At 72.3% G+C, this 23,676-nt stretch carries 19 protein-coding genes; 13 read left to right on the top strand and 6 right to left on the bottom strand.

Annotated features, from left to right (window positions below; translation table 11 throughout):
- Positions 1–126: 126 nt before the first annotated feature.
- A complete protein-coding gene (locus B5D66_RS04975) occupies positions 127–510 on the top strand; it encodes a peptidoglycan-binding protein (RefSeq protein ID WP_144389970.1) in 384 nt (127 codons plus the stop codon).
- Here B5D66_RS04975 and B5D66_RS04970 read toward each other — a convergent pair.
- The 5 genes from B5D66_RS04970 to B5D66_RS04950 are packed head-to-tail and all read right to left on the bottom strand — an operon-like array spanning position 507 to position 6,406.
- Entirely contained in the window at positions 507–1,550 is a 1,044-nt protein-coding gene (locus B5D66_RS04970; RefSeq protein WP_078760395.1) for an oligopeptide/dipeptide ABC transporter ATP-binding protein, read from the bottom strand. The two genes, B5D66_RS04975 and B5D66_RS04970, sit on opposite strands and share 4 nt — an antisense overlap.
- The gene (locus B5D66_RS04965) at positions 1,547–2,566 is read right to left on the bottom strand and encodes an ABC transporter ATP-binding protein (RefSeq protein WP_144389969.1); all 1,020 of its coding nucleotides are present in this window, start codon (positions 2,564–2,566) and stop codon (positions 1,547–1,549) included. The genes B5D66_RS04970 and B5D66_RS04965 overlap by 4 nt, the downstream gene beginning before the upstream one ends.
- A complete protein-coding gene (locus B5D66_RS04960; RefSeq protein WP_078760394.1) occupies positions 2,563–3,540 on the bottom strand; it encodes an ABC transporter permease in 978 nt (325 codons plus the stop codon). The genes B5D66_RS04965 and B5D66_RS04960 overlap by 4 nt, the downstream gene beginning before the upstream one ends.
- Positions 3,537–4,580 carry an ABC transporter permease gene (locus B5D66_RS04955; protein ID WP_078760393.1) on the bottom strand — a complete coding sequence of 348 codons (1,044 nt, stop codon included), beginning with the start codon at positions 4,578–4,580 and terminating at the stop codon, positions 3,537–3,539. Before B5D66_RS04955 ends, B5D66_RS04960 begins: the two co-directional genes overlap by 4 nt.
- Complete coding sequence (locus B5D66_RS04950) at positions 4,577–6,406, bottom strand: ABC transporter substrate-binding protein (RefSeq protein WP_078760392.1); 1,830 nt, start codon at positions 6,404–6,406, stop codon at positions 4,577–4,579. The genes B5D66_RS04955 and B5D66_RS04950 overlap by 4 nt, the downstream gene beginning before the upstream one ends.
- 230 nt (positions 6,407–6,636) lie before the next feature.
- Between B5D66_RS04950 and B5D66_RS04945 the strand changes: the two genes are divergently transcribed.
- Positions 6,637–7,350, top strand: coding sequence for a metal-dependent hydrolase (locus B5D66_RS04945; protein ID WP_078760391.1), 714 nt, complete (start codon positions 6,637–6,639; stop codon positions 7,348–7,350).
- Between the two features lie 22 nt (positions 7,351–7,372).
- Here B5D66_RS04945 and B5D66_RS04940 read toward each other — a convergent pair whose 3' ends face one another.
- Complete coding sequence (locus B5D66_RS04940) at positions 7,373–8,887, bottom strand: PucR family transcriptional regulator (RefSeq protein WP_078760390.1); 1,515 nt, start codon at positions 8,885–8,887, stop codon at positions 7,373–7,375.
- 101 nt (positions 8,888–8,988) lie between these two features.
- Between B5D66_RS04940 and B5D66_RS04935 the strand changes: the two genes are divergently transcribed.
- The 11 genes from B5D66_RS04935 (at position 8,989) to B5D66_RS04890 (ending at position 23,672) form a co-directional block, all read left to right on the top strand.
- Positions 8,989–10,071, top strand: coding sequence for a DUF917 domain-containing protein (locus tag B5D66_RS04935; RefSeq protein WP_078760389.1), 1,083 nt, complete (start codon positions 8,989–8,991; stop codon positions 10,069–10,071).
- The gene (locus B5D66_RS04930) at positions 10,068–11,639 is read left to right on the top strand and encodes a hydantoinase/oxoprolinase N-terminal domain-containing protein (RefSeq protein ID WP_144389968.1); all 1,572 of its coding nucleotides are present in this window, start codon (positions 10,068–10,070) and stop codon (positions 11,637–11,639) included. Before B5D66_RS04935 ends, B5D66_RS04930 begins: the two co-directional genes overlap by 4 nt.
- Before the next feature lie 139 nt (positions 11,640–11,778).
- On the top strand, positions 11,779–13,389 hold the full coding sequence (locus B5D66_RS04925; RefSeq protein WP_078760388.1) for an ABC transporter substrate-binding protein: 1,611 nt from the start codon (positions 11,779–11,781) through the stop codon (positions 13,387–13,389).
- Positions 13,390–13,473: 84 nt separating this feature from the next.
- Positions 13,474–14,490, top strand: coding sequence for an ABC transporter permease (locus B5D66_RS04920; protein WP_078760387.1), 1,017 nt, complete (start codon positions 13,474–13,476; stop codon positions 14,488–14,490).
- The gene (locus B5D66_RS04915) at positions 14,487–15,374 is read left to right on the top strand and encodes an ABC transporter permease (RefSeq protein WP_078760386.1); all 888 of its coding nucleotides are present in this window, start codon (positions 14,487–14,489) and stop codon (positions 15,372–15,374) included. Before B5D66_RS04920 ends, B5D66_RS04915 begins: the two co-directional genes overlap by 4 nt.
- 5 nt (positions 15,375–15,379) lie before the next feature.
- On the top strand, positions 15,380–16,183 hold the full coding sequence (locus B5D66_RS25655) for an ABC transporter ATP-binding protein (protein ID WP_235000752.1): 804 nt from the start codon (positions 15,380–15,382) through the stop codon (positions 16,181–16,183).
- Entirely contained in the window at positions 16,176–16,940 is a 765-nt protein-coding gene (locus B5D66_RS25650) for an ATP-binding cassette domain-containing protein (protein WP_200813519.1), read from the top strand. Before B5D66_RS25655 ends, B5D66_RS25650 begins: the two co-directional genes overlap by 8 nt.
- A gap of 81 nt (positions 16,941–17,021) precedes the next feature.
- Positions 17,022–17,681, top strand: coding sequence for an O-methyltransferase (locus B5D66_RS04905; protein ID WP_078760385.1), 660 nt, complete (start codon positions 17,022–17,024; stop codon positions 17,679–17,681).
- A 110-nt stretch (positions 17,682–17,791) separates the two neighbouring features.
- The gene (locus tag B5D66_RS04900) at positions 17,792–18,943 is read left to right on the top strand and encodes an exonuclease SbcCD subunit D (RefSeq protein ID WP_078760384.1); all 1,152 of its coding nucleotides are present in this window, start codon (positions 17,792–17,794) and stop codon (positions 18,941–18,943) included.
- A gap of 43 nt (positions 18,944–18,986) precedes the next feature.
- The gene (locus B5D66_RS04895; RefSeq protein WP_078760383.1) at positions 18,987–22,010 is read left to right on the top strand and encodes an AAA family ATPase; all 3,024 of its coding nucleotides are present in this window, start codon (positions 18,987–18,989) and stop codon (positions 22,008–22,010) included.
- A gap of 960 nt (positions 22,011–22,970) precedes the next feature.
- Complete coding sequence (locus B5D66_RS04890; protein ID WP_078760382.1) at positions 22,971–23,672, top strand: AAA family ATPase; 702 nt, start codon at positions 22,971–22,973, stop codon at positions 23,670–23,672.
- The last annotated feature ends 4 nt before the right edge of the window (positions 23,673–23,676 follow it).

Here is a 23,676-nt window from a genome sequence, read left to right as displayed (position 1 = left end):
TCTCCTGCACGCCCACCCCCTACTTTCGGCTTAACCGAACTCCCCTCTCGAGGATGAGGTCGGGCTCGCCCCGGCTGGGAATACTGGCGGATGAGGGCGGAGACCTCCGCCCGGGAGGTGATCACGATGGCCACGATCCGGGCACCGCACCCCACCGGGGCCTGGCGCTCCGACGTCCCTGTCCACCACCGGGGGCAGCACCGTTTCACCGACCTCCTGCGTGACGCTCTCACCTGGGCCGGCGCGGTGCTGGCCGGTGCGCTCGCCCCCGATCTCGTCCTTCCCGAGGCCGACCCCGCCGAGGTCCGCGCGTTGCTGATCGAGCTGGGACTGCTGGACGCGGCCGCCGCGCCGGCCCAGCGCATCCTGGCGTTGCAGGAGTTCCAGCGTTCGATGGGCCTGCCCGCGGACGGGCGCGCCGACGGCCGGACCGTTTCGCTGCTCGCCCGCTCGGCCCGAGAGCACCGCGAGCTCCGCGAACTGGGTCTGCTGGGTCTGCCAGGCCACTAACCGGGGGATCCCCGGCCGTCCTGGCCGGTGGCGTGGTGGCAGGCCACCTGCGCCACCGGAACCGCCGAGAGGATCCCGGGATCCTCGGTGCGGCAGCGTTCGGCGATCCCCGCGCGCTCGGCCTCGCCCGAGGCCAGCACCTGGCAGCGGGCGTGGAAACGGCATCCCCCGGGGATCCTGGTGGGGTCGGGCGGCTCACCGGTCAGGATGATGGGCTCCCCGGTCCGGCCCTCGGGCAGGACCGACAGCAATGCGCGGGTGTAGGGGTGGCGTGGCGCGGTCAGGACCTCCTCGACCGAGCCGACCTCGACGATGCGGCCCAGGTACATCACGGCCACCCGATCGGCGATGTTCCAGGCCAGACCGAGGTCGTGGGTCACCACCAGGGCCGACAGCCCCAGGTCGTCGCGGAGGCGCAACAGCAGGTCGAGGATCTCACCGCGCACCGAGGCGTCGAGCGAGGCGACCGGCTCGTCGGCGACGATGACCTCGGGGTCCAGCACCAACGCCCCGGCGATCACGACACGTTGGCGCTGTCCGCCCGACATCTCGTGGGGGTAGCGCAGGAAGAACCGCTCGGGCGGGCGCAGCCCCGCCCGAGACAGCGCGGCGGCGACCCGCTCCCGCTCGTCGGCGGTCGTCCCGTGGTGGATGCGCAGCCCTTCGGCGACCGCGTCGTAGACGGTGTGCCGGGGGTTGAGGGAGCCGTTGGGGTCCTGCAACACCAGTTGGACGCGGCGGCGGTAGGCCTTGAGCTCACGGGCGCGGTGGCCCAGCGGCCGGCCTTCGAAGGTCACCTGTCCGGCCGTCGGCCGCTCCAGGCCCAGCAGCGTGCGGGCCAATGTGGTCTTCCCGCACCCCGATTCGCCGACCAGGGCGACGATCTCGCCCGCCCGCACGTCGAGGTCGACCCCGTCGACGGCGCGGGCGACGGCGCGTTCCCCCCGGCCGCGGAACTCCACGCGCAGGTCGCGCGCCGCGAGAATGGCCGGGGCCGTCTCGGGGACGGGCCCGGCGACCCCGTCGGTGCGAATGGTCATCGGGTCTCCTCCACGGCCGTCTCGGGTGCGGTCCGCGCCGCGGGCGCCTCGACCGTCCCGTCGAGCACCCGCACGCACGCGGCCCTCCGTCCAGGGCCCGCGGGCCACAGCGTCGGGTCGACGTGCGCGCAGCGCTCCTCGGCGACCCCGCAGCGGGGTCGGAAGGAACAGCCCGAGGGCAGGGCCGCCGGGTCGGGCGGGTCTCCGGGCAGTCCGCGCGGGTTGCGGCGCGACGCCGGATCGCCGATCCGCGGGAACGCGGCGCCGAGAGCCTGGCCGTAGGGGTGGCGGGGGGCCGCGAACACCTCCGCCGCCGGCCCCTCCTCGACCACGCGCCCGGCGTACATCACGGCGAGCCGGTCACAGGTGTCGGCCAGCACCGACAGGTCGTGGCTGATCATCACCATGCTGATGCCGTGGTCGCCGATCAGGCGGTCGATCAGCCGCAGGATCTGGGCCTGGATCATCACGTCGAGCGCGGTGGTCGGCTCGTCCGCGACGATCAACCGCGGCTCGCAGGCCAGCGCCATGGCGATCATGACGCGTTGACGCTGGCCTCCCGACAGTTCGTGCGGGTAGGCGGCGGCGCGCGCCGCGGGCAGGCCGACCTGTTCCAGCAGCTCCCCTGCGCGGCGGGCGGCCTCGGCCCGGGTCACCCCGCCGTGCAGCAGGATCGGCTCGGCAATCTGGTCGCCGATGCGGTGCACGGCGTTGAGCGCGTGCATCGCCCCTTGGAAGACGATCGAGGCGCCGGCCCAGCGGACCGCGCGCAATCGGCCCCACTTCATGGTCAGCACGTCCTCACCGTCGAGCAGGACGCGCCCGCCCAGCACCGCCGACTTGGGCAGCAGCCGCAGCAGCGCGAGCGCGACCGTGGACTTGCCGCACCCCGACTCGCCGGCGATACCGAGCTTGCTCCCGGGTTCGACCGTCAGGTCGACGCCGCGCACCGCGGGCAACGGGCCGCCCTGGGTGCGGTAGGTGACGGTGAGGTCGTTGACTTCCAGGTAGTTCACGAGCGGTCCCTCAGCCTCGGGTTGAGCACGCCTTCCAGGGCCCGGCCGCACAGCGTGAAGGAGAGCGCCACCAGCGCGATCGCCAGGCCCGGCGGGAGCAGGTACCACCACACGCCGGAGCTGACCGCGCCCGCGTTGCGGGCGTCTTGGAGGACACCACCCCACGACACGGTGGTCGGGTCGCCCAGGCCGAGGAACGCCAGGGTGGACTCCATGATGATCGAGCTGGCCACGAGCAGCGTGGTCTGCGCCAGCACCAACGGCATGACGTTGGGCAGCACGTGGCGCATCATGATGTGCAGATGCCCGCCGCCCAGCGCCCTGGCCCGCTCGATGTAGGGGCGGGCCTCCACCGCGAGCGTCTGAGCGCGGACCAGACGGGCCGTGGTCGGCCACGCGGTGACCCCGATCGCCAGGATGATGGTGAACACGCTCCGGCTGAGCACCGTGGCCAGCGCGATGGCCAGCACCAGAGTGGGCAGGACCAGGAACCAGTCGGTGACGCGCATCAGGACGGTCCCGGTGGCCCCGCCGAAATGACCGGCGATGATCCCGATCAGCGCGCCCAGGGTGACCGAGACCAGCGTGGCGAGGAAGCCCACGAGCAGCGACACCCGTGACCCCCAGATGACGAGGTCGAGCACCGAACGGCCGAAGTTGTCGGTCCCCAGCGGATAGTCGAGGCTCGGCGGCTGGTAGGGAAGGCCGGGGGCCCGGGTGACGCTGAGATCCGCGGGCTGGACGAGCCACGGGGCGGCCAGGGCCACCAGGACGAACAACGCCAGCCCCGCCAGGCCGAACAGTCCGGCGCGGTTGGCCCGGTAGTCGCGCCAGAACCGCGCGAGCGCCCGCCGACGCCGCTGCCGGGCGAGCCTGCGCGGGGAGGCCGTGGCCCCCTCCGGGCCGTCCACGGGACCGGGGCTTCGCGGTGCCGGGCGGGGTTCCGGCGTCGCCGCCGGTTCGGTCGTACTCATGAGCGCACCCTCGGGTCCAGCAGCGGGTAGACAAGGTCGGCGACCAGGTTCATGAGGATGACCGCCGCGGAGAAGAAGATGAACAGGGCCTGCACGAGCGGGAGGTCGGGAACGGACAGGGCCTCATAGAACAGCGTTCCCAGCCCGGGCCAGGAGAAGACCGTCTCGACCAGGATCGCGCCCGAGGCGACCAGCCCGATGTTGAGGAAGATCAGCGTGACGGCGGGCAGCAGCGCGTTGGGGACCGCGTGGCGGCGGAGCACCAACGCGTCGCGCAGTCCCTTGGCCCGGGCCGTCACCAGGTAGTCGCCGCCCATCTCGTCCAGCAACGAGGAACGCATGATCATCAGGTACTGGGCGTACAGGACCGCGACCATCGTGGCCACGGGCAGCACCATGTGGTGGGCGACGTCCAGCGTCACCGCGACGGCCCCGGTGGTCCCGGGCGTCATCATGCCGCCGGTGGGGAAGAGGTCGGCGCCCGAGGCCAGCAGGACGATGAGGATCAGCCCGAACCAGAACGTCGGCACCGACCACAGGGTGAGCGCGACACCGGAGTTGACCCGGTCGGAGACCGAACCGCGGCGCCACGCCGAACGGGTCCCCAGCCACAGCCCCAGCAGCGCGGCCAACAGCGTGCCGGTGCCCGAGAGCAGGACGGTAGGCCACAACCGGTCGGCGATGAGCTCGACGACGGGGACGCGGTACTGGTAGGAGACCCCCAGGTCGAAGCGGAGCAGCCCCAGGCAGTAGTCGACGAACTGCTGCGGCAGTGGCTTGTCCAGCCCGAACTGGCGGCGCAGCTCCTCCATCTGCTCGACGCTGACCGAGCGTCCCTCGGTCATGGCCCGCACCGGGTCGCCGGGCAGGATGCGGAAGAGGAAGAACGCGGTGAACATGACCGCGACCAGGGACAGCAGCGAGGTCAGCAGTCGCCCGGCGATGTAGCGCAGCGCCTTGCCCCGGCCGGGCCGGCCCTCCCCGCCCCTGTCCGGGGCGGAGCCGGCGGCCGCGGTGACCGGGGCCTGGGTCCCGGTCATTCGCGGTCCTCCGCCGTCGCCGAGCGGTGGCGCACGACGAGGAAGACGACTCCCGCGCCGACCACGACGACCCCCGCGGCGATACCGGCGATCAGCGCACCGGAGACGCCCGACGAGGAGCCCGCGGCGTCGGCGGGCTGGGCCGACCAGAAGCTCCAGTAGCCGTCCTGTCCCCAGATGTTGCCGCCGGGATCGGGCTGGACCTGGATGGAGGCGATCTGGTCGGATCGGTAGGCCTCCAGCGTGTTGGGATAGACCAGCACGTTGACGACCGCCTCCTCGTAGAGGATCTGCTGCATCTCCTTGACGAGGTTCGCGCGCTCCTGCGGGTCGTACTCGGCGATCTGGCGTCGGTAGAGCTCGTCGTAGTCCTCGTTGCAGAAGTAGGAGTCGCTGCGCATCGTGCCCGGTTCGACCGGAAGCGCGTCGCAGGTGTGGATGCCGAGCACGTAGTCGGGGTCGGGGTTGACCGCCCAGCCCGTGAAGATCAGGTCGTACTCGCCGCTGGTGAGCGCGTCGCCGATCTTGCCGGGGTCGACGTATTCGCCCTGGACCTCGACACCGATGTCGGTGAGCCACTCCTCCACGAACTGGCCGGTCTGCACGTAGTCGGGCCGGTCGTTGTGGACGTGCAGGCGCAGGGAGAGCCGTTCGCCGTCGGGGGAGACGCGGACGCCGTCCTCGCCGCGTTCATACCCCGCCTCGTCCAGCAGCGCGTTGGCCGCCTCGGGGTCGAAGGCCAGCCGCTCGTCCCCGGCCGGGGTCCAGTGGTAGTCGCCGTACCGGGAGGGGATGTAGCCCTCGGCGGCCTCGGCGTAGCCGCCGTAGACCCGTTCGACGATCGCCTCCTTGTCGATGGCCATCGTGATCGCGCGGCGCACGTCGCGGTCGCGCAGCGCCGGATGGCCGTCGCCGATGGGGTCACCGTCTTGGGTGCGAGCCCCGGGGTTGATGGTGAAGCCCATGAAGCGTTTGCCGCTGGCGTCGTTGACGGTGATGCCGGATTCGCCGGCGAGCGCGTCGGCCTGGGCCGGGGTGAGCTGGCTGACCAGGGAGACCTCACCCTTGCGCAGCGCCTCGACCATCGCGTCCTGGTCGTTGTAGTAGCGGAACACGATCCGGTCGAAGCCGGGGGCGCCCCGCCAGTAGTCGGGGTTGGCCTCCAGGGTGATCGAGCGATTGGGCTCGTAGCCGGTGAGGACGAACGGCCCGCTGCCGACGACGGGGAAGTCCTGGTCGTTGTTGTGGCTCGCGAAGTCGTCCACGTTCTCCCAGACGTGCCGGGGCAGGATCGGCACGTCCAGGGCGAGCATCGTGGCCTGGGGTTCGGCCAGCTTGACGACGACGGTGGCGTCGTCGGGGGCGGTGACCTTCTCGAAGTTGGCGACGAAGTTGCCGTTGGCCGTGGCCGCGGCCTCGTCCTCCATCATCGTGGTGTAGGTCCAGGCGACGTCGTCGGCGGTCAGGGGCTCGCCGTCGCTCCACTCCAGGCCGTCTCGGAGGTGGAAGGTCCAGGTGAGCTGGTCCTCCGAGACCTCCCATGACTCCGCGATGGCGCCGATCGGCTCGTTGGTCTCGGCGTCGTAGTTGGTGAGGTAGTCATAGACCAGCCGGTGGATGTTGGTGCTGATGGCCCGCTGGGCGAGGAAGGGACTGAGGGAATCGACCGGTTGGGAGACGGCGAGGGTCAGCGTGGTCGGCGCCCCGTCGGCGGACTCGGCCGCCGCGGCGGTGGGGAGGGACCCCACCACGAAGGCCAGCACGGCGGCGCCCAGCGCCGTCCAGCGGGAGGATCTCGGTCTCGAAGGTGTCTGTCGAACGACCATGGAGCGGATTCCCTCATTGCTCGGGGGGAGAGTGATCTTCTCGCCGCTGAGTTGGTTGTCTACCAGCGTCGCCGGAGGAGGGTCAACGATTCGCACCGTGGACGTCACATAACGTTTACGATGGGTAGACCCGCTCATGGCGTGGTCGGTGCTGACATCACCGCGCGTCCCCGTTTTGTAGCCGCTCAGGCGATTCGCCTGAAACGCCGTCAACCGCTACGGTTCCGGCCATGATGGGGCACTCTCACGCGCTGAGCGGCGTGGTCGGTTGGATGGCGATCGTTCCCCTGGTGCAGGGGACGGAGATCCTGGGCGTCCGGTTCGACCTCGGCCCCGGAGAGATCATCGCCGGGTCGTTCGTCTGCGCCGGCGCGGCGCTGCTGCCCGACCTCGACCACAAGAGCGCCACCATCACCCAGACCTACGGCGTGGTCACCAAGACGTTGGGGGCGTTGCTCAACTGGCTCTTCGGCGGGCACCGCAACGGGACCCACTCCTTCCTCTTCGCCCTCATCATGGGGGTGCTGACCCAGGCACTGGCGTTGTGGTCCGACATGGCGGTACAGGTCTTCGTCTTCCTCCTCACCGGCATCGCCCTCAACGGGCTGGGCTTCGGCATGGACAAGAACCGCACCGCCGCCGAGGTGATCAACGCGATGGGGACGGCCGGCATCGTCCTCGCGCTCTACACCTCGGGCGTCGACTACTCGTGGATGGGTCTGGCCGTCGCCTTCGGCTGCCTGCTGCACTTCGCCGGCGACATGGCCACCGAGATGGGCGTCCCGCTGCTGTGGCCGGCCAGCAAGTACCGCTTCGGCAAGAACATGGGGTTCAAGACCGACGGCCCGATCGAGCGCAAGGTCATCACGCCGCTGCTGACGATCGCCATCGTCCTGTACTCGATCTACCTGTTCCCCTGGGCCGAGATGCTCCCCGAAGCGTGAGCCCGCCGCCTCGGGGCGGCGTTCACGAGAGTTTCCAGGCCCGGCACGCCAGGTGCAGGGCCAGCCGCTGGTCGGGGTCGTCCAGGTCCACGTCCAGCAGCGACACGATGCGCTTGAGCCGGTAGCTGACCGCGTTGCGATGCAGGTTGAGCGCCGTCGCGGTGCCGCTGAGCGACCCCTGCTGGTCCAGGTAGACCCGCAGGGTGCGCACCATCATGGCGCACTTGTCAGGCCCGAGCCGTTCCAGCGGGGCGAGCAGGTCGCGCACCGCGGTGCGGGCGGTGTGGGTGGTGTACCACTCGACGAGCATGCGGTGCAGCCCCAGGTCGTCGAAGACCACGATCTCGGGCGTCCTGGCGCCGTGGGCGGGGTCGTCGCTGAGCAGGGCGGCGCGGGCCTCGGCCCACGAGGCGCGCAGCCCCTCGACGGTCTCATGGACGCTGCCGATCCCGAACCGGACGCGCCGCTCCGGCATTCGGCGGGCCAGCTCGGCGTGCACCGTCTCCACGGCGGCGCGCACCTTGCGCATCGCCCCCTCCCCCGGGTTACGGCCCCAGGTGCGCACCAGCAGGGGGGTTCCGTCGGCGTAGGCGAGGTGCCAGCCCGCGCCCCCGCCCTCGCCGTGCCCGGCCCCGGAGCGGCCGACCGCCTGCATGACGACGGTGCCCAGCGTCTCGCCGAACCCGAACCGCTGCGCCTCGCTCAGCTCCTCGGTGTCGACGTCGAGCTGCACCACCGCGTGCCAGTCGTCGATGCCCAACCCCAGCGAGCGGGCCCGGGGCACCAGTTCGATCACGTGCTGCGGGCCGGCCGTCAACAGCTCGCTGAGCAGCTGGGAACGGGATCGGATGGGCAGCTCCTCGGCCCGCCTGCGGGCGATCGTCACGCGGGCCGCGGTCTCCGCGGTCAGCCGGGCGACGATCCGGGCGAGGTCACCGCCGGGCCCCGCGGCGTCGGGCACCGCGACGTGGTCGACCTCCACTCCGTCGATGAGGACCGGCGCGCCCACTTCGCCGTCCTGGGGTCTGCGGGCCTGGACCGGGCAGCCCGCGGCCTGTGCGGCCAGCGCGCACAGTTCGGCGGTGGTCAGGTCGTCCTCGACCGCCTCGGCCAGGGCCCGGGCGGCCGCCGTGGCGCGGGCCAGCGCGTCCTCGGACCCCGCGTCGATCACCCGGCCGATGGCGCGCACGAGACGCGCGGCGTCGGTCTCGGCCGGGACACAGGCCAGCGCCATCTCCGAGCGGCTGGCGAGCCTGGTGGCGCTGCGCGGCACCTTCTCCGGGTGGTAGCCGTGCAACAGGAGCAGGGCGGCACCGCGTTCGGCCACGGTTCGGCCCCAGATGTCGAGGTGGTAGGCCTGGGCCTGGGCCAGCAACGAGGGCGTCAGGATAACAACAGCGCCCTCGGGGACCTTGTGCAACCGGGCCGGATCGTCCACCATGGCGACATCGCTCACCTCGCGCGCCGGAAGGCTGCCCGTGACGACGTTGGCCGTCTCCAGTCCTGGACTGGACAAAAGCTCCGAAAGCTTCGCCATGATCGTTTATTGTGCCCTATGCACAATAGAAAGATGAAACGTCGTGCAAAGAAGCCGGTGACCTTACTACATACCCGTCCTTAGGCTCGTTAACCGTGTTTATGGATGAAACCACACTGCCCGACTATGCGCGGGGAGCGGCGATCCTGGGAGCGGGAGGCGGCGGGTCCACCCGGGTCGGCCTGCTCGCGGCGCTCCAGGCCGTTGAGGAGTTCGGCCCCGTCGAGGTCATCAGCGTTGACGACCTGCCCGACGACGCGCTGGTCCTCCCGGCCGCCGGACTCGGCTCCCCCGACATCACCCTGGAGAAGCTCGGCAACCCCGAGCAGGGCGTGTGGATGCGCACGGCGATGGAGAAGGAGCTCGGTCGTCCCGCGCACGCGCTGATGGCCAGCGAGGTCGGGGGCAGCAACGCGCTCACCCCGATCGTGTGGGCGGCGCACACCGGCCTGCCCCTCCTGGACGCGGACGGCATGGGCCGGGCCTTCCCCGAGGTCCAGATGGTCACCATGCACCTCAAGGGCATCCCCGCCACCCCGACCGCGCTCGTGGACGAACGCGGCCACCAGATGATCTTCCGCGACATGGACGCGCGCTGGCTGGAACGCTCCGCCCGCGCGGTCGCCGTGGCCTTCGGCGGCTTCGCCTGCACCGTGGACCACCCCTTCACCGGCGCGCAGGCCCGCGATTGCACCATCCCCGGCAGCGTCTCGCGCGCCCTGCACATCGGGCGCGTCATCTCCGAGACCACCCACGACCGCGTGGCGACCGTCATGGACCGCCTCGGCGGCCACGTGCTCATCACCGGAAAGATCAGCGACGTCGAACGGCGCACCGTCGACGGCTTCGTCCGCGGCAACGTCCTGATCGACGGCGTGGGCGAGGACCGCGGCCGGCTGGTGCGGGTGGAGATCCAAAACGAGAACCTCGCCGTCTTGGAGGACGGCCGGGTCCTGGCCTCGGTGCCCGACATCATGACCATGCTGGACAGCCAGACCAGCGACGTCATCTTCACCGAGGAGCTGCGCTACGGCCAGCGGGTGACGCTCGTCGCGCTGCCCTCCCCCGACGTCTGGCGCACCGACGCCGGACTGGAGCTCGTCGGCCCGCGGGCCTTCGGATACGACTTCGACTACACGCCGGTGGAGGAGCTGCTGGCCCAGCGAGAGGGAGGCTCCGCGTGACGACCACCGACCTGCGTATCGGCATCGACGTCGGCGGCACCAACACCGACGCCGTCGTGCTCGGCGACACCCAGGCCCCCATCGCCCGGACCAAGGTCTCCACCAGCTCCGACATCACCACCGGCATCGTCACCGCGCTGACCGAGGTCCTGTCGGCCCCCGGCGTCTCGGCGGCGCGCGTGGGCCACGTGATGATCGGCACCACCCACGCCACCAACGCGCTGCTCCAGCGCCGCGACCTCCAGCGCGTCGCCGCGATCCGGATCGGCGCGCCCGCCTCCACCGCCATCCGCCCGATGTTCGGCTGGCCCGAGGACCTGTACCGCAAGGTCTCGGCGGGCGCGTGCATCGTGCGCGGCGGGGTGGAGCTCAACGGCGAGGACGGCGCCCCCTTCGACGCCGAGGCGGTCGCGCGCTTCTGCGGCGAGGTGGCAGGGACCGCCGAGGCCGTCGCCATCACCAGCGTGTTCGCGCCGGTCTCGGCGGCGCACGAGCACCTGGCCCGCGAGGTGGTGCGCCGCGAACTCGGCGACATCCCCGTCACCCTGTCCCACGAGATCGGCTCGCTCGGCCTGCTGGAACGCGAGAACGCGACGATCCTCAACGCCGCGCTGGGCCGGGTGGCGACCCAGATCGTCCAGGCCATCGACGAGGCGCTGAGCGCCCACGACCTGGCGCACGCGGTGCCGTTCTTCGCCCAAAACGACGGCACGCTGATGACCCTGGAGTCCACCGAGCGCACCCCGGTGCTGACCATCGGCAGCGGCCCCGCCAACAGCCTGCGCGGCGCGGCCTACCTCACCGGCGAGGCCAACGCGCTGGTCGCCGACGTCGGCGGCACCTCCACCGACGTCGGCGCGCTGACGCTGACCTTCCCGCGCGAATCCGCGTTCGGGGTCGAGGTGGGCGGGGTGCGGACCAACTTCCGGATGCCCGACCTCGTCAGCATCGCCATCGGCGGCGGAACGATCGTCCAGGCCGGCGAGGACGGCGCCCCCCAGGTCGGTCCGCGCAGCGTCGGCTACGAGCTGTCCCGGCGCGGCCTGGTGTTCGGCGGCGACGTGACCACCCTGTCCGACGCCGCCGTCCTCGACGGCCGGGCGAGCATGGGCGACACCGACGTCCCCGACTCGCTGCGCCCGCTGCTGCGCGCGGCCCTGGAGGAGGCCGACCGCCAGGTCGCCGAGGCGATCGACCGCATCAAGGTGACCCGTGGTGACCTTCCACTCATCGCCGTGGGAGGCGGAAGCGTGCTGATCCCGGATACGCTGCCCGGCGTGACCGAGGTGATCCGCCCCGAACACTACGACGTGGCCAACGCCATCGGCGCCGCCATCGGCACGGTCAGCGGCCAGGTCGACCGGATCTACCCCGTCGGCTCCGCGGCCGGCGGCCGGGCCAAGGCCATCGAGGCGGCCCGCCAGAGCGCGGTCGAGAACGCCGTCAGCTCCGGCGCCGACCCCAAGGCGGTGGAAATCGTCGAGATCGACGAGATCCCGCTGTCCTACCTGCGCGAACCCGCGATCCGGCTTCGTGTCAAGGCCGCCGGCCCGCTCAGCAAGGTGTGAAAGGTTTCCCGGATCACCCCCCGTTCCCCCGTCGGCGTACCGCACGGTACGCCGGCGGGCTTCGGCGTTGCGTCACCACGCGACGCCGGCATGTTCTGTTTGCCGGTTCCTGTCCCCGACCCTCCACGAGAAACAACCCATGACCCCAGTCACTCCCCCCTCCACCCGCCGATCACGTCGCGCGGGCGCCCGGTCGATCCTGGCCGCGGCCACCGCCCTCGTCATCACCGCGGCCGGGTGCTCCTCTGGTGACTACGGCTCGACCAGTGCCGACTCCACCACCTTCACCTACCTGAGCACGACCGATATCATGACCGAGTGGGACCCGGCGGCCTCCTACTCCAACGAGATCGTCGCGTTCCCGAACATGTACGAGACGCTCACCCGCTACAACTCGGAGAGCGGTGAGGTCGAACCGCTGCTGGCCACCGAGTGGTCCTCCTCCGACGACGGGTTGACCTGGACGTTCACCCTGCGCGAGGGGGTGACCTTCCACTCCGGGGAACCCATGACCGCCGCCTCGGTCAAAAAGGCGATCGAGCGCACGATCGAGGTCGGCGCCGGTGCCGCCTACCTGTGGTCCCCGGTGGAGGAGATCTCCACGCCCGACGACCGCACCGTCGAGTTCAAACTGAGCCACGCCGCTCCGCTCGACCTGATCAGCGCCGCCGCCTACGGCGCCTACATCTACGAGGTGCCCGAGAACGAGGGGGCCTTCGAGTCCACCTCCCACGGCACCGGCCCCTACACCGTCTCGGAGTGGAAGCCGGGCGAGGAGAACGAACTCACCCTCACCGCCTACGAGGGCTACTGGGGCGGCTGGGAGGGCGAGCACTACGAGCAGATCGCCTACCGCGTCGTCCCGCAGGCCTCCACCGCCGCCCAGCTCATCACCTCCGGTGAGGCCCACTACGCGCAGGCCCTGCCCACCCAGCTGCTGGAGCCGATGCACGACGACCCCTCGCTTCAGGTCATCGAGACCGCGTCGTGGCAGAACCTGTTCGGTCTGATGAACACCGAGAAGCCCCCGCTGGACGACAAGCGGGTGCGCCAGGCGATCGCGCACGCGATCGACTACGACGCCCTCATCGAGGGCACCAACGGCGGCTTCAGCGAGTCCGAGGGCGTCATCCCCGAAGGACTGATCGGCCACCAGGAGGACCCGGGCCTGCGGATGTACGACCCCGACCGGGCCGAACAGCTGCTGGAGGAGGCCGGCTACGGTCCCGACAGCGGCGAGATCCTCACCCTGAACCTCACCTACACCGAGGGTGAGGAGGACGTCGCCACGATGGCCAGCCTCATGCAGTCCCAGCTCGCCAGCGTCAACATCGAGCTGCAGATCGAAGGGCTGCCCTGGGAGTCGGCCCAGTGGCCCAAGGCCCAGGAGGCCGATCCCGAGGACCGGCAGGACATCCTCCTGATGTACTGGTGGCCCGACGACCCGCAGCCGCTGTCGTGGTACCAGAACCTCTTCCGCACCGAGGAGGAGATCCTCCTCAACCTCGCCTACTACTCCAACCCCGAGCTCGACAAGCTCATCGACGAGGTCGGCCCGCTCACCGCGACCGACCCCGAGGCCGCGGAACGGACCTACGCCGAGATGCAGGAGATCCTCAACGAGGACGCCCCCGCCCTGTTCCTGGGCAACCGGCGCTACCAGCGCGCGGTGAGCGCCTCCGTCGAGGGATTCCGGGACGAACCGATGTATGCCAACGTCCCGTTCGTCTACGACTACTCCCCCGCCTGATCCACCTCCCAACGGTCCGGGGCCGTCACCGTCCGGCGGCCCCGGACCCCCTTCCGACCCCCTTTTCCCCTCCCAGGAGAACCCGTGATCGCCTACACGGCCCGCAGGCTCGGCCTGTCGGCGCTCGTCGCCTTCGGGGTCGTCGTCCTGACCTTCGTGATCGCCCGTGTCGTGCCCGGCGACCCCGCGGCCGGCTGGGCCGGTCCGCGGGCGAGCCAGGCCGAGCGCGATCGAGTCCGCGCCGAACTGGGCCTGGACGATCCCCTGCACACGCAGATCGTCAACTACGTCGCCGGCGTCCTGCGCGGCGACTGGGGCATCTCGGTCCGCACCCACCGGCCCGTCCTGGACGACCTGTCCACCCTGCTGCCCAGCACCCTCCAGCTCGTCCTGGCCGGCCTGCTCATCGGCCTGCTCGTCGGCATCCCGGCCGGCCTGCTCGCCGCCCGCTGGCAGGGCCGGCTGCCCGACGTCGTCGTGCGCGTCGGCGCCGTCATCAGCGGGTCGATGCCCGTCTTCTGGCTGGCCCTGCTGATCCAGATGTTCTTCGCCACCCGGCTGGGCCTGCTGCCCGTGGCCGGCATGTACGACCAGGCCGTGCTCGCCGAGCACCCGCTCACCCGCATCACCGGCCTGTCCCTCGTCGACGCGCTGCTCACCGGCAACTGGGCCATGGCCGCCAGCGTCTTCGACCACCTGCTGCTGCCCGCGCTCGCCGTGGCGGCCTACCCCGTCGCGGTCATCGCCCGGCTGGTGCGCGCGAGCGTCCTGGACACCCTCGGCGAGACCCACGTGCAGATGGTGCGCGCCCTGGGCTTTCGCGAGCGCTCCGTGCTGGGCCGCTTCGCGCTGCGCCTGTCGTGGAACCCCGTCCTGCAGACCGTCGCCCTCATCTTCGGCTCCTCGCTGGTCAACACCTTCCTCGTCGAGGCGGTGTTCAACTACCCGGGCCTGGGCGGCTACGCCGCCGCCTCGGCGACCGTCCTCGACGTCCCGGCGATCGTCGGTGTCACGCTCCTGGTGGCACTGCTCTACATCGCCGCCAACCTCATCGTCGACCTCCTGCACGCCGCCCTCGACCCACGGATCCGGCTCCGGTGACCACTACCCCTGCCTCCCCTCCCGCCCGGCGCGGCCGTTCGGCCCGGACGCCGGCCATACTCCGACGTTCGCCCGCGATCTGGACGATCACCGCGCTGCTGGCGCTGCTGGCCCTCATCGCCCTGTTCGCCCCGCTGCTGGCCCCCTATCCCGGCGACGCGACCGGCGCCACCGACACCTCACGCGCGCTGCTGCCCCCCTCGGCCGACCACTGGTTCGGCACCGACCACCTGGGCCGCGACGTGTTCACCCGGGTCCTCTACGGTGCCCGTGTCGGCCCGCTGATCGCCCTGATCGTCGTCTTCGTCTCCCTGCTCGTCGGCCTGGTCGTGGGCCTGGTCGCCGGCTACTTCGGCGGATGGATCGACGAAGTCCTCATGCGCGTCACCGACGTGTTCCTCGCGGTGCCCGCGCTGCTGCTGGCGCTCGCGCTCGCCTCGGTGCTGCCTCGTGGCGTGGTCGGGCTGACCATCGCCCTCGCGGTGACCTGGTGGCCCTGGTACGCTCGGCTCGTGCGCGGCGAGGCCGCGTCGATCGCCGGCCGCCGCCACATCGAGGCGTGCCGGGCGCTGGGCCTGCCCACGTGGCGCATCCTGGCCCGTCACGTCCTGCCCAGCGCCACGACCCCGCTGCTGGTCCAGGCCTCCACCGACATCGGCGGCGTCATCCTCGTCGCCGCCGGCCTGTCCTTCCTCGGTCTGGGCGCCCAGTCGCCCACCCCCGACTGGGGGCTGATGGTGCAGGAGTCGCAGAACTACTTCGCGACCCACTGGTGGATCGGCACCTTCCCCGGCCTGGCGATCATGCTGGTCGCGGCACTGTGCTACCTGCTCGGTGACGCGTTGCGCGACCGTCTCGACCCTCGACGCACGCCCCGGATCTGACGACGATGACAGCGAACCCCACCACCTCCGGCCCCCTGCTGGCCATCCGCGACCTGCGCATCGGCTTCGGCGCGCGCACCCAGGTCCACATCGGCGAACTCGACGTGCGCGCCGGCGAGATCGTCGGCCTGGCCGGCGAGAGCGGCGCCGGCAAATCCCTGACCGGGCTGTCCGTCCTGGGACTGTCCCAGCGCTCCGGCGCCACCGTCACCGGCTCGATCACCCTGGACGGGGTGGAACTGGTCGGCGCCCCCGAGGCGCGGCTGCGACGGCTGCGCGGGGGCACCATGGCGCTCATCCCGCAGAACCCGTCCTCGGCGTTCAACCCGGTCCTGCGCGTGGGCACCACGGTGCGGCGCGCGCTGCGCCTGCACGGCGACTCCCGGGCGACCGCGCGGCGCCGGGCCGTCGAGGCCGTCACAAAAGTCCGCCTGGAGGAACAGCACCTGGAGCGCTACCCGCACCAGCTCTCCGGCGGGCAGCTCCAGCGGGTGGCCATCGCGCTCGGGCTGGCGCTGGGCGCCCGCCTGCTCATCGCCGACGAACCCACCAGCGCCCTCGACGTGACCGTGCAGGACGAGATCTGCGGGCTGTTGCGCTCGCTGCGCGACGACGAGGGGGTGTCCGCGCTGTTCGTCAGCCACGACCTCGCCGTGCTGGGCTCCACCTGCGACCGCATCGCGGTGATGCGCGACGGGCGGATCCTGGAGGACCGTCCCGCCGTCGACCTGGTCACCGCGCCGCACCACGACTACACCCGTGAGCTGCTGGCCGCCGTGCCGCGCTTGAGAGGGGGCAGCGATGCTTGAGGCCAAGGACGTCACCGTGCGTTTCGGCCGGACCGTGGCCGTGGACCGGGTGAGCCTGCGGCTCCCCGACGGCCCGTGCGGCCTCGGCCTGATCGGGGAGAGCGGATCGGGCAAGACCACGCTGGGCCGCGCCCTCCTGCGACTGGCGCCGGTCGCCTCGGGGTCGATCCGCTTCGACGGCGAGGACGTCCTCGCGATGCGCCAGCTGCGGCCCTACCGGCGCGCGGTGCAGGTCGTCCTCCAAGACACCGATGGGGCGCTCAGCCCGCGGATGCGGGTCGGGACGGCGATCGCCGAGGTGCTGCGCTCCCACCGGCTGGTGCCGCGCGGCGCCGAACGCGAGCGGGTCGTGGAGCTGCTCACCGACGTCGGCCTGCCCGCCGAGCACGCCGACCGCTACCCGCACCAGCTCTCGGGCGGGCAGCGCCAGCGTGTGGCGATCGCCCGCGCGCTGGCGGTGCGGCCCCGCGTCCTCGTCCTGGACGAGCCCACGAGCGCGCTGGATGTGACCGTGCAGGCGCGTGTGCTGGAACTGTTCGAACGGCTCCGCGAGGAGCACCGGCTCGCCTACCTGCTGATCTCCCACGACCTCGCGGTCGTGGAACGCCTGTGCGAGCGGACCATGGTGCTGCGCTCCGGCCGGGTCGTCGAAGAGGGGCCGACCGCCCAGGTCCTCCACGACCCGCGCGAACCCTACACCCGGCGGCTGCGCGACGCGGTCCCCCGCCTGCCCGCCACCCCGCCGGCCACCCCCTGACGGCCGTGTTCCCTCCCCCTCCGGACGAAACCCCCACCTCAGGGGCCCGGCCGGAGGGGGTGGAGGGTCTAGGCTGACGGGGTGACGCGCACGAGTGAGAACCTCAGCCCCGCCCTGCACGACTACCTGGTGGCGCACAGTTCCCCGGTGGACGAGGTCCTGCGCGACCTCGCCGCCGAGACCGAGCGCCTCTTCCCCGCCAGCGCGCGATTGCAGATCGGCCCCGAGCAGGGGACGTTCATGACCCTGCTGGCCCGGATGTGCGGTGCCCGCGACGCCGTGGAGGTCGGCACCTTCACCGGCTACTCCTCGATCTGCCTGGCCCGCGGCCTCCCCGAGGACGGCAGACTGCTCGCCTGTGACGTCAGCGAGGAGTGGACCGCGGTGGCGCGGCGCTACTGGGAACGCGCCGGCGTCGCCGACCGGGTGACCCTGCGCATCGGCCCGGCCATCGAGACGCTGCGCTCCCTGCCCCGCGAGCCCCGGTTCGACCTCGCCTTCATCGACGCCGACAAGGAGGGCTACGTCGCCTACTGGGAGGAGCTGGTGCCCCGGATGCGGCCGGGCGGCGTCCTGCTGGCCGACAACACCTTCTCCCACGGCCGCGTGATCGACCCGTCCGTCACCTCGTCGGCCGTGCAGGGCATCCGCGACTTCAACGCCCGGGTCCACGCGGACGACCGCGTGGAGCAGGTGCTCCTGCCGATCGGCGACGGCCTCACCCTGGCCCGCAGGCGCTGACCCGGCGGCCCCTCGCGCCTTCCGCGCGCCGGGCCGCCCGTCCCCGTCCTTCCACAGGCGTCACCGGTCTCCCCCCGCCCCCTGCCCTCCCTGAAGTAATCTCGTCCACCATGCGGCTGTTGCACACCTCCGACTGGCACCTGGGCCGGTCCTTCCACCGGGAGAACCTGCTCGACGCGCAGGCGGCGTTCGTCGACCACCTGATCGAGACCGTCCGCGCCGAACACGTCGACGTCGTGGTCGTGGCCGGCGATCTCTACGACCGCGCGCTCCCCCCGGTGGACGCCGTCCGGCTGTTCGGCGAGGCGCTGCGCCGTATCCACGCCACCGGCGCGCGCGCCGTGCTCATCAGCGGCAACCACGACTCCATGGTCCGCCTGGCCTACGCGACCGAGCTCATCGACGCCTCGGGCGTCCACCTGCGCAGCTCGGCCGAGCGTGTCGGCGAACCGGTGATCATCGACGACGCGCACGGCCCGGTCGCCTTCTACGGCATCCCCTACCTCGAACCCGAGATCGTGCGGCACCTGTGGCGGCTGCCCGAGCGCAGCCACGCCGCCGCGCTCGGCCACGCCATGGACCTCGTCCGCGCCGACCTCGCCACGCGGCCCGCCGGAACCCGTTCGGTCGTGCTGTCCCACGCCTTCGTCAGCGGAGGCGAACCCTCCGACAGCGAGCGCGACATCAGCGTGGGCGGCGCCGCCCACGTTCCCGCCGGCGTCTTCGCCGGGGTCGACTACGTGGCGCTGGGACACCTGCACGGCCGACAGGGCATGGGCGGCACCGTGCGCTACAGCGGCTCCCCTCTCGCCTACTCCTTCTCCGAGGAACACCACGTCAAGGGCTGCTGGCTGGTCGACATCGACGCGGCGGGCGCCGTCACCGCCGAGTTCGTCGAGGCCCCGGTGCCGCGTCCCATCGCGCGCCTCCGCGGCACCCTCGACGCGCTGCTCGGAGAGGACCGGTGGGAGACCTACACCGACCACTGGGTGCAGGTCACGTTGACCGACCCGGTCCGCCCCGCCGCTCCGATGGAACGGCTGCGCGCGCGCTTCCCCCACGCGCTGCACCTCGAATTCGCCCCCGAGGGGGTCCGCCCCGACGACGGGCCGCGCTGGGCCGAGCGTGTCGCCGAACGCTCCGAGATCGAACTGGCGTTGGACTTCGTCGACTGGTCGCGCGGCAGCGCGGCCACCCCCGAGGAGCGCGGGCTGCTCCAGCGCGCCTTCGAGGCGGTCCGCGCGCAGGAGGCCGCGCGGTGACGCCGCCCTCCCTTCCCCCTTCCCCACCGACGACGAGGCGCCGATGAAACTGCACCGGCTCACCATGCAGGCGTTCGGCCCGTTCGCGGGCACCGAGACCGTCGACTTCGACGCGCTCGGCGAGGCGGGCCTGTTCCTCATCCACGGCCCCACCGGCGCGGGCAAGACCTCGGTGCTCGACGCCGTGTGCTTCGCCCTGTACGGCAAGGTCCCCGGGGCCCGCGAGGCCGCGAAATCCCCCCGCAGCAACCACGCCCCACCGCATCTGGCCCCCGAGGTCACCTGCGAGCTCACCATCCGCGGCCGCCGCCTGTCCATCACCCGCAGTCCCCAATGGGAGCGGCCCAAGAAACGCGGCAGCGGCACCACGGTCGAGAAACCACGCATCGCCGTCTCCGAGTACACCGGACAGGGCTGGCGGGGCGTCACCACCCGCATCGACGAGGCCGCCCAGTTCATCGACGAGCTGCTCGGGCTCTCACGCGAACAGTTCTGCCAGATCGTGCTGCTGCCCCAGGGCGAGTTCGCCCGTTTCCTGCGGGCCAGCGCGTCGGAGCGGCGCCGCGCCCTGGAGAGGCTGTTCGCCACCGAGGCGTTCGGCGACGTCGAGAAGTGGCTGGCCGAGCACGCCCGCGAGCTGGGGCGCGCGGCCACCGCCGCCGAAACCGCGGTGCGGCGTGTCGCCGACCTGATCGCCGACCGCTGCGGCGCCCGCGCGCCCGTCCCCGAAGAACCCGACGACCTCGTGCCCTGGGCCGCCGAACTGGCCGGCGTCACCCTGGGGACCGCGCGCGACCTCGAAAGGATCGCCGCCGACCGGGTCCGGCGGCGCGACGAGGCCCGCCACGCCCTGGAACGGGCACGCGAACTGGCCGACCTCCACCACCGCCACGCCGACGCGCAACGGCGCGAGGGCGAACTGTCACAGCGCGGCGAGTGGCGGTCCGCGCTCGACGCCGAGCTGCGCGCCGCCGAGCGGGCGGCGCCGGTGATCCCGCTCCTCGACGCCCTCGACCAGCGCCGTGGCCAGGTCCGCAAGGCCGAACTCGACCTCGCCCAGCGGGTACCGCTCATCGAGGGGCTGGCCGGCCTGCCGGCCGCCCTCTCCCGCGACGGCCTCCTCGCCCCGGCCGATCCCGCCTCCAGCACGCGGGCCGAGACCCTGCTGGGCGCGGCCGAACGCGACCGCCGCGACGAGATCGCCCAGCTGGAACACCTACGCGGCAACGCCGGCCGGCTGGCCGGGCTGCGCGACAGCATCGCCGCCGACACCGCCCGGATCGAGCGGGTCGAAACGGAACTGGGACAGGTGACGGCCCACCTGGACCGGATCCCCGAACGCAGGACGGCGCTGGACCAGGCACTGACGAAGGCCCGCGAACGGGCACTGCCCCGCGAGAGCGCGAGCGAGGCGGTGCGGGCCGCGCAGGCGCGGTTGACCGCCGTCCTCTCCTGCGAGCGGTTGGCGGACGAGCTCGACGTGGCCGCGCGCCGCCGCGAGGCCGCCGTCGACGCGGCGCAGCGGAGCCGCGACCGGCTCCAGGAGATACGCGAGCGGCGCATCGCCGGCATGGCCGCGGAACTCGCCGCCGGCCTGGTGACGGGCGCGCCGTGCCCGGTGTGCGGCTCGGCCGACCACCCCGCTCCCGCCTCGGGCGAGGAGGGACGTCCCAGCCGCCGGGACGAGGAGGAGGCCCAGCGCGCCTTCGACACCGCCGCCGCCGAACGGGTCGCCGCCGAGAGCGCGGCCGCCTCCGTGGCGGAACGGCTGGCCGCCGCGCGCAGCGCCGCCGAAGGGATGGACGCGGCGCAGGCCCGCGAACTGGTGGCCCGGCGCGAGGCCGCCCTCGCCGAGATCGACGGCGCCGCCGAGGAGGCACGCCGGCTCGCCGACGAACTCGCCGCCCTCGACACCGAGACCGAGCGCGCCCGCGTGCGGGAAGGCGAGCTCGGTAGGGAGCTGGCCCGGCTGCGCGAGCGCGTCGAGGTCGGGGAGAGGGATGCCGCGCGGCTCGCCGCGGAGCTCGACGCCGCCCGTGGCGACGACCCCGACCTGGCCGCCCGGATCTCCCGGCTCTCCGACGAGGCCGGGCTGCTGGAGTCGGTGTCCCGTGCCCTGCGCGCCCGCCTGGTCGCCGTCGAGGAGCTGACGGCCGCGGAACAGGAGGCCCGCGCCGCTGTGGCGGCGGCGGGCTTCGACGACGCCGGCGAGGTCCGTGCCGCCGCCCGCGACGCCGCCCGCAAGCGCGACCTCGCCGAACGCGCCCGCGCCTACGACGACGAACTGGCGGCCGTCCGTTCCGTCCTGGCCGACCCCGCCCTGGTTGCGGCGCGCCGACTCCCCCCGCCCGACCTCGCCGCGCTGGGCGCCGCCGCCGAAGCGGCCGAGGAGGCCGCCAGGTACACGCTGGCCTGGCATGACCGCCTGGAGGAGCGCGCGGCCCGGTTGGCCGACCTGCGCGCCGAACTGGACGCCGAGCTGGACCGGTCCCGGCCGGCCCGGCACCGCCACGCGGTGGCCGAACGCCTGTCCCGGCTCGCCTCGGGCACCTCCGGGGACAACCGCGAACACGTCCCCCTCTCCTCCTACGTCCTGGCCGCCAGGCTGGAGCAGGTGGTGGCGGCGGCCAACGACCGGCTCCACCGGATGTCGGACGCCCGATACGAGCTGCGCCACACCGTCGACAAGGTGGCGGGAGACCGGTCGCGTTCGGGGGGCGGGCTCGGGCTGCTCGTCATCGACGCCTGGACGGGACAGGAACGCGATCCCTCGACGCTGTCGGGCGGGGAGACCTTCATCACCTCTCTGGCCCTGGCCCTGGGGCTGGCCGATGTGGCCGGGGCCGAGGCCGGGGGAGCCGAGATCGGGACCCTGTTCATCGACGAGGGGTTCGGCACCCTCGACGAGGAGACCCTGGAGGAGGTCTTGGAGGTGTTGGACCATCTGCGCGACGGCGGGCGCGCCGTCGGGGTGGTCAGCCACGTGGCGGACCTGCGGACCCGGATCACCTCGCAGCTCCGGCTCGTCAAGTCCTCGTCGGGGTCGCGGATCGCCCAGTCCGGTTAGGCCGCGTCCTTGGGCGAGCGGTCCACCGACCGGACATCCAGGCCGTTCCACCGGTCCACGGGCGCCTGGAGCCCCGTCACCGTACGCGTGGAGCCGAGGTGGTGGAAGGGACGCTGCGTCCTGGCGACGAAAACCGCAGCGGGCCGAGGGGCCGGCGCTGCTCGTCGTACCCGAAGCGGCCCACCCACTGTTCGGTCCGCTCCCGAGCGATCCCGTCGCTGAGAACCCGGACCGGCCTCGTTCGCCGGCGCGGTCGCCGTGCCGGGGCCTCCCGGTGAGGGCGAGGGCGGGCGGTGTCCTCGCGTTCACGCAGAACGACGGGATGCCGTGGCGGAGGATCTGCCGGGAGCCGGAACGGCGTTCGGTCCCCGGGCCAAGGTTTCCGCGCCGCTCGGAGGTCGGCCTCGGCTCGGTGGTCCGGGCCGTCGATGGGTCGCTGTTCCCTGGCGGCCGGCGGGGTCGTGGTGGCCCTGGTCGGCCTCCTCCCGACCGTATGGGTCCCGCGGTTCCCGGCCCCCCGTGTGGTCGGCCGTGCCCCGGAGGGTGCCGGGGCGGCACCGGTCCCCCTGCGCGCCGCGTCGCCACGCGGGTGGGAATGTCGGTGGGAACGGAGGTCGTCGCGGCGTGATCGCGATACTCGGCCACCGTGTCCGATACTGGGACCCGTGTTCCGTTAGTGATCGCATCCCTTCCTTTACGACGTAGATCATTTCCAGAGCGGGAGAGGAGGGACCGGAATCGGACATCCCACGCCACACCCGCACCCCTCCCGTCCCATCCGATCCCCGCCTCACCTGGCCGGACCCACCCCACCCCCGCATCCCGCCACTCCCCCGCCATCCGCCCGGCCGACCGGCGGGGAACGTTTCCGCGCGCCTGTACGTGGTCTCAATGACCGGTGCCGTTTTCACCCGCTCTTGCCGGTTGGTCCCGGCCGGGTGGTGAGGGGAAAAGAGAGTGATGCAGACGCCGCTCGCCGTCTCCGAAGATTCCGATCCCCGACCAGGCCCGGCGGAGGTCCTGCGCTACCCCGCTCGCTCCCTGATCCTGCTCGGCGGCATCCCCGGGGCGGGCAAGAGCACCCTGCTCAACCGGCTCTACGGACTGACCGGTGAGGAGACCTCGACCGTGGTCGCCGCCGAGGGGGTGCGCATCATCGACTCCCAGCAGTCCCGCAACCGCCTGACCCCGTGGTTACGCCTCCTGCCCTACCCCTCCTGGCGCTGGGTCGTCCACCTCGCGCACTACATGAGCCTTGTCCTGGCGCTGCGCCACGGCGGTCCCGTGATCGTGCACGAACCCGCCACCCGCCCGTTCGTGCGCGCACTGGTCAGCGCCTGTTGCCGGGCCGCCCGGATCCAGCTCCACCTGCTGTTCATCGACGTCGATCCGGCAGAGGCGCGGATCGGCCAGATCGCCCGGGGACGGATGGTGAGCTCACGCAGCTTCCGCGCCCACGAAGTGCGGTGGCGGCGGCTGTTGGCGGCCTGTTCCGGCGATCCGGCGCGGGGCATCCCCGGCGCGGTGTCGCTCGTCGTGCTGGACCGGGCGCGAGCCCGTGTGGTGCGCGCGATCCACTTCCGGCACGTCCCGGTGCCCGCCGTACGGTGGCGGGCCGCCCGGGCCTTCACCTACGGAGCGTTGCTGCTGGCCGCGCTGTGACCAC

The sequence above is a fragment of the Marinactinospora thermotolerans DSM 45154 genome, from assembly GCF_900167435.1.
GTDB classification, from domain to species: domain Bacteria; phylum Actinomycetota; class Actinomycetes; order Streptosporangiales; family Streptosporangiaceae; genus Marinactinospora; species Marinactinospora thermotolerans.
This window is presented reverse-complemented; position numbering and strand designations above follow the sequence as displayed.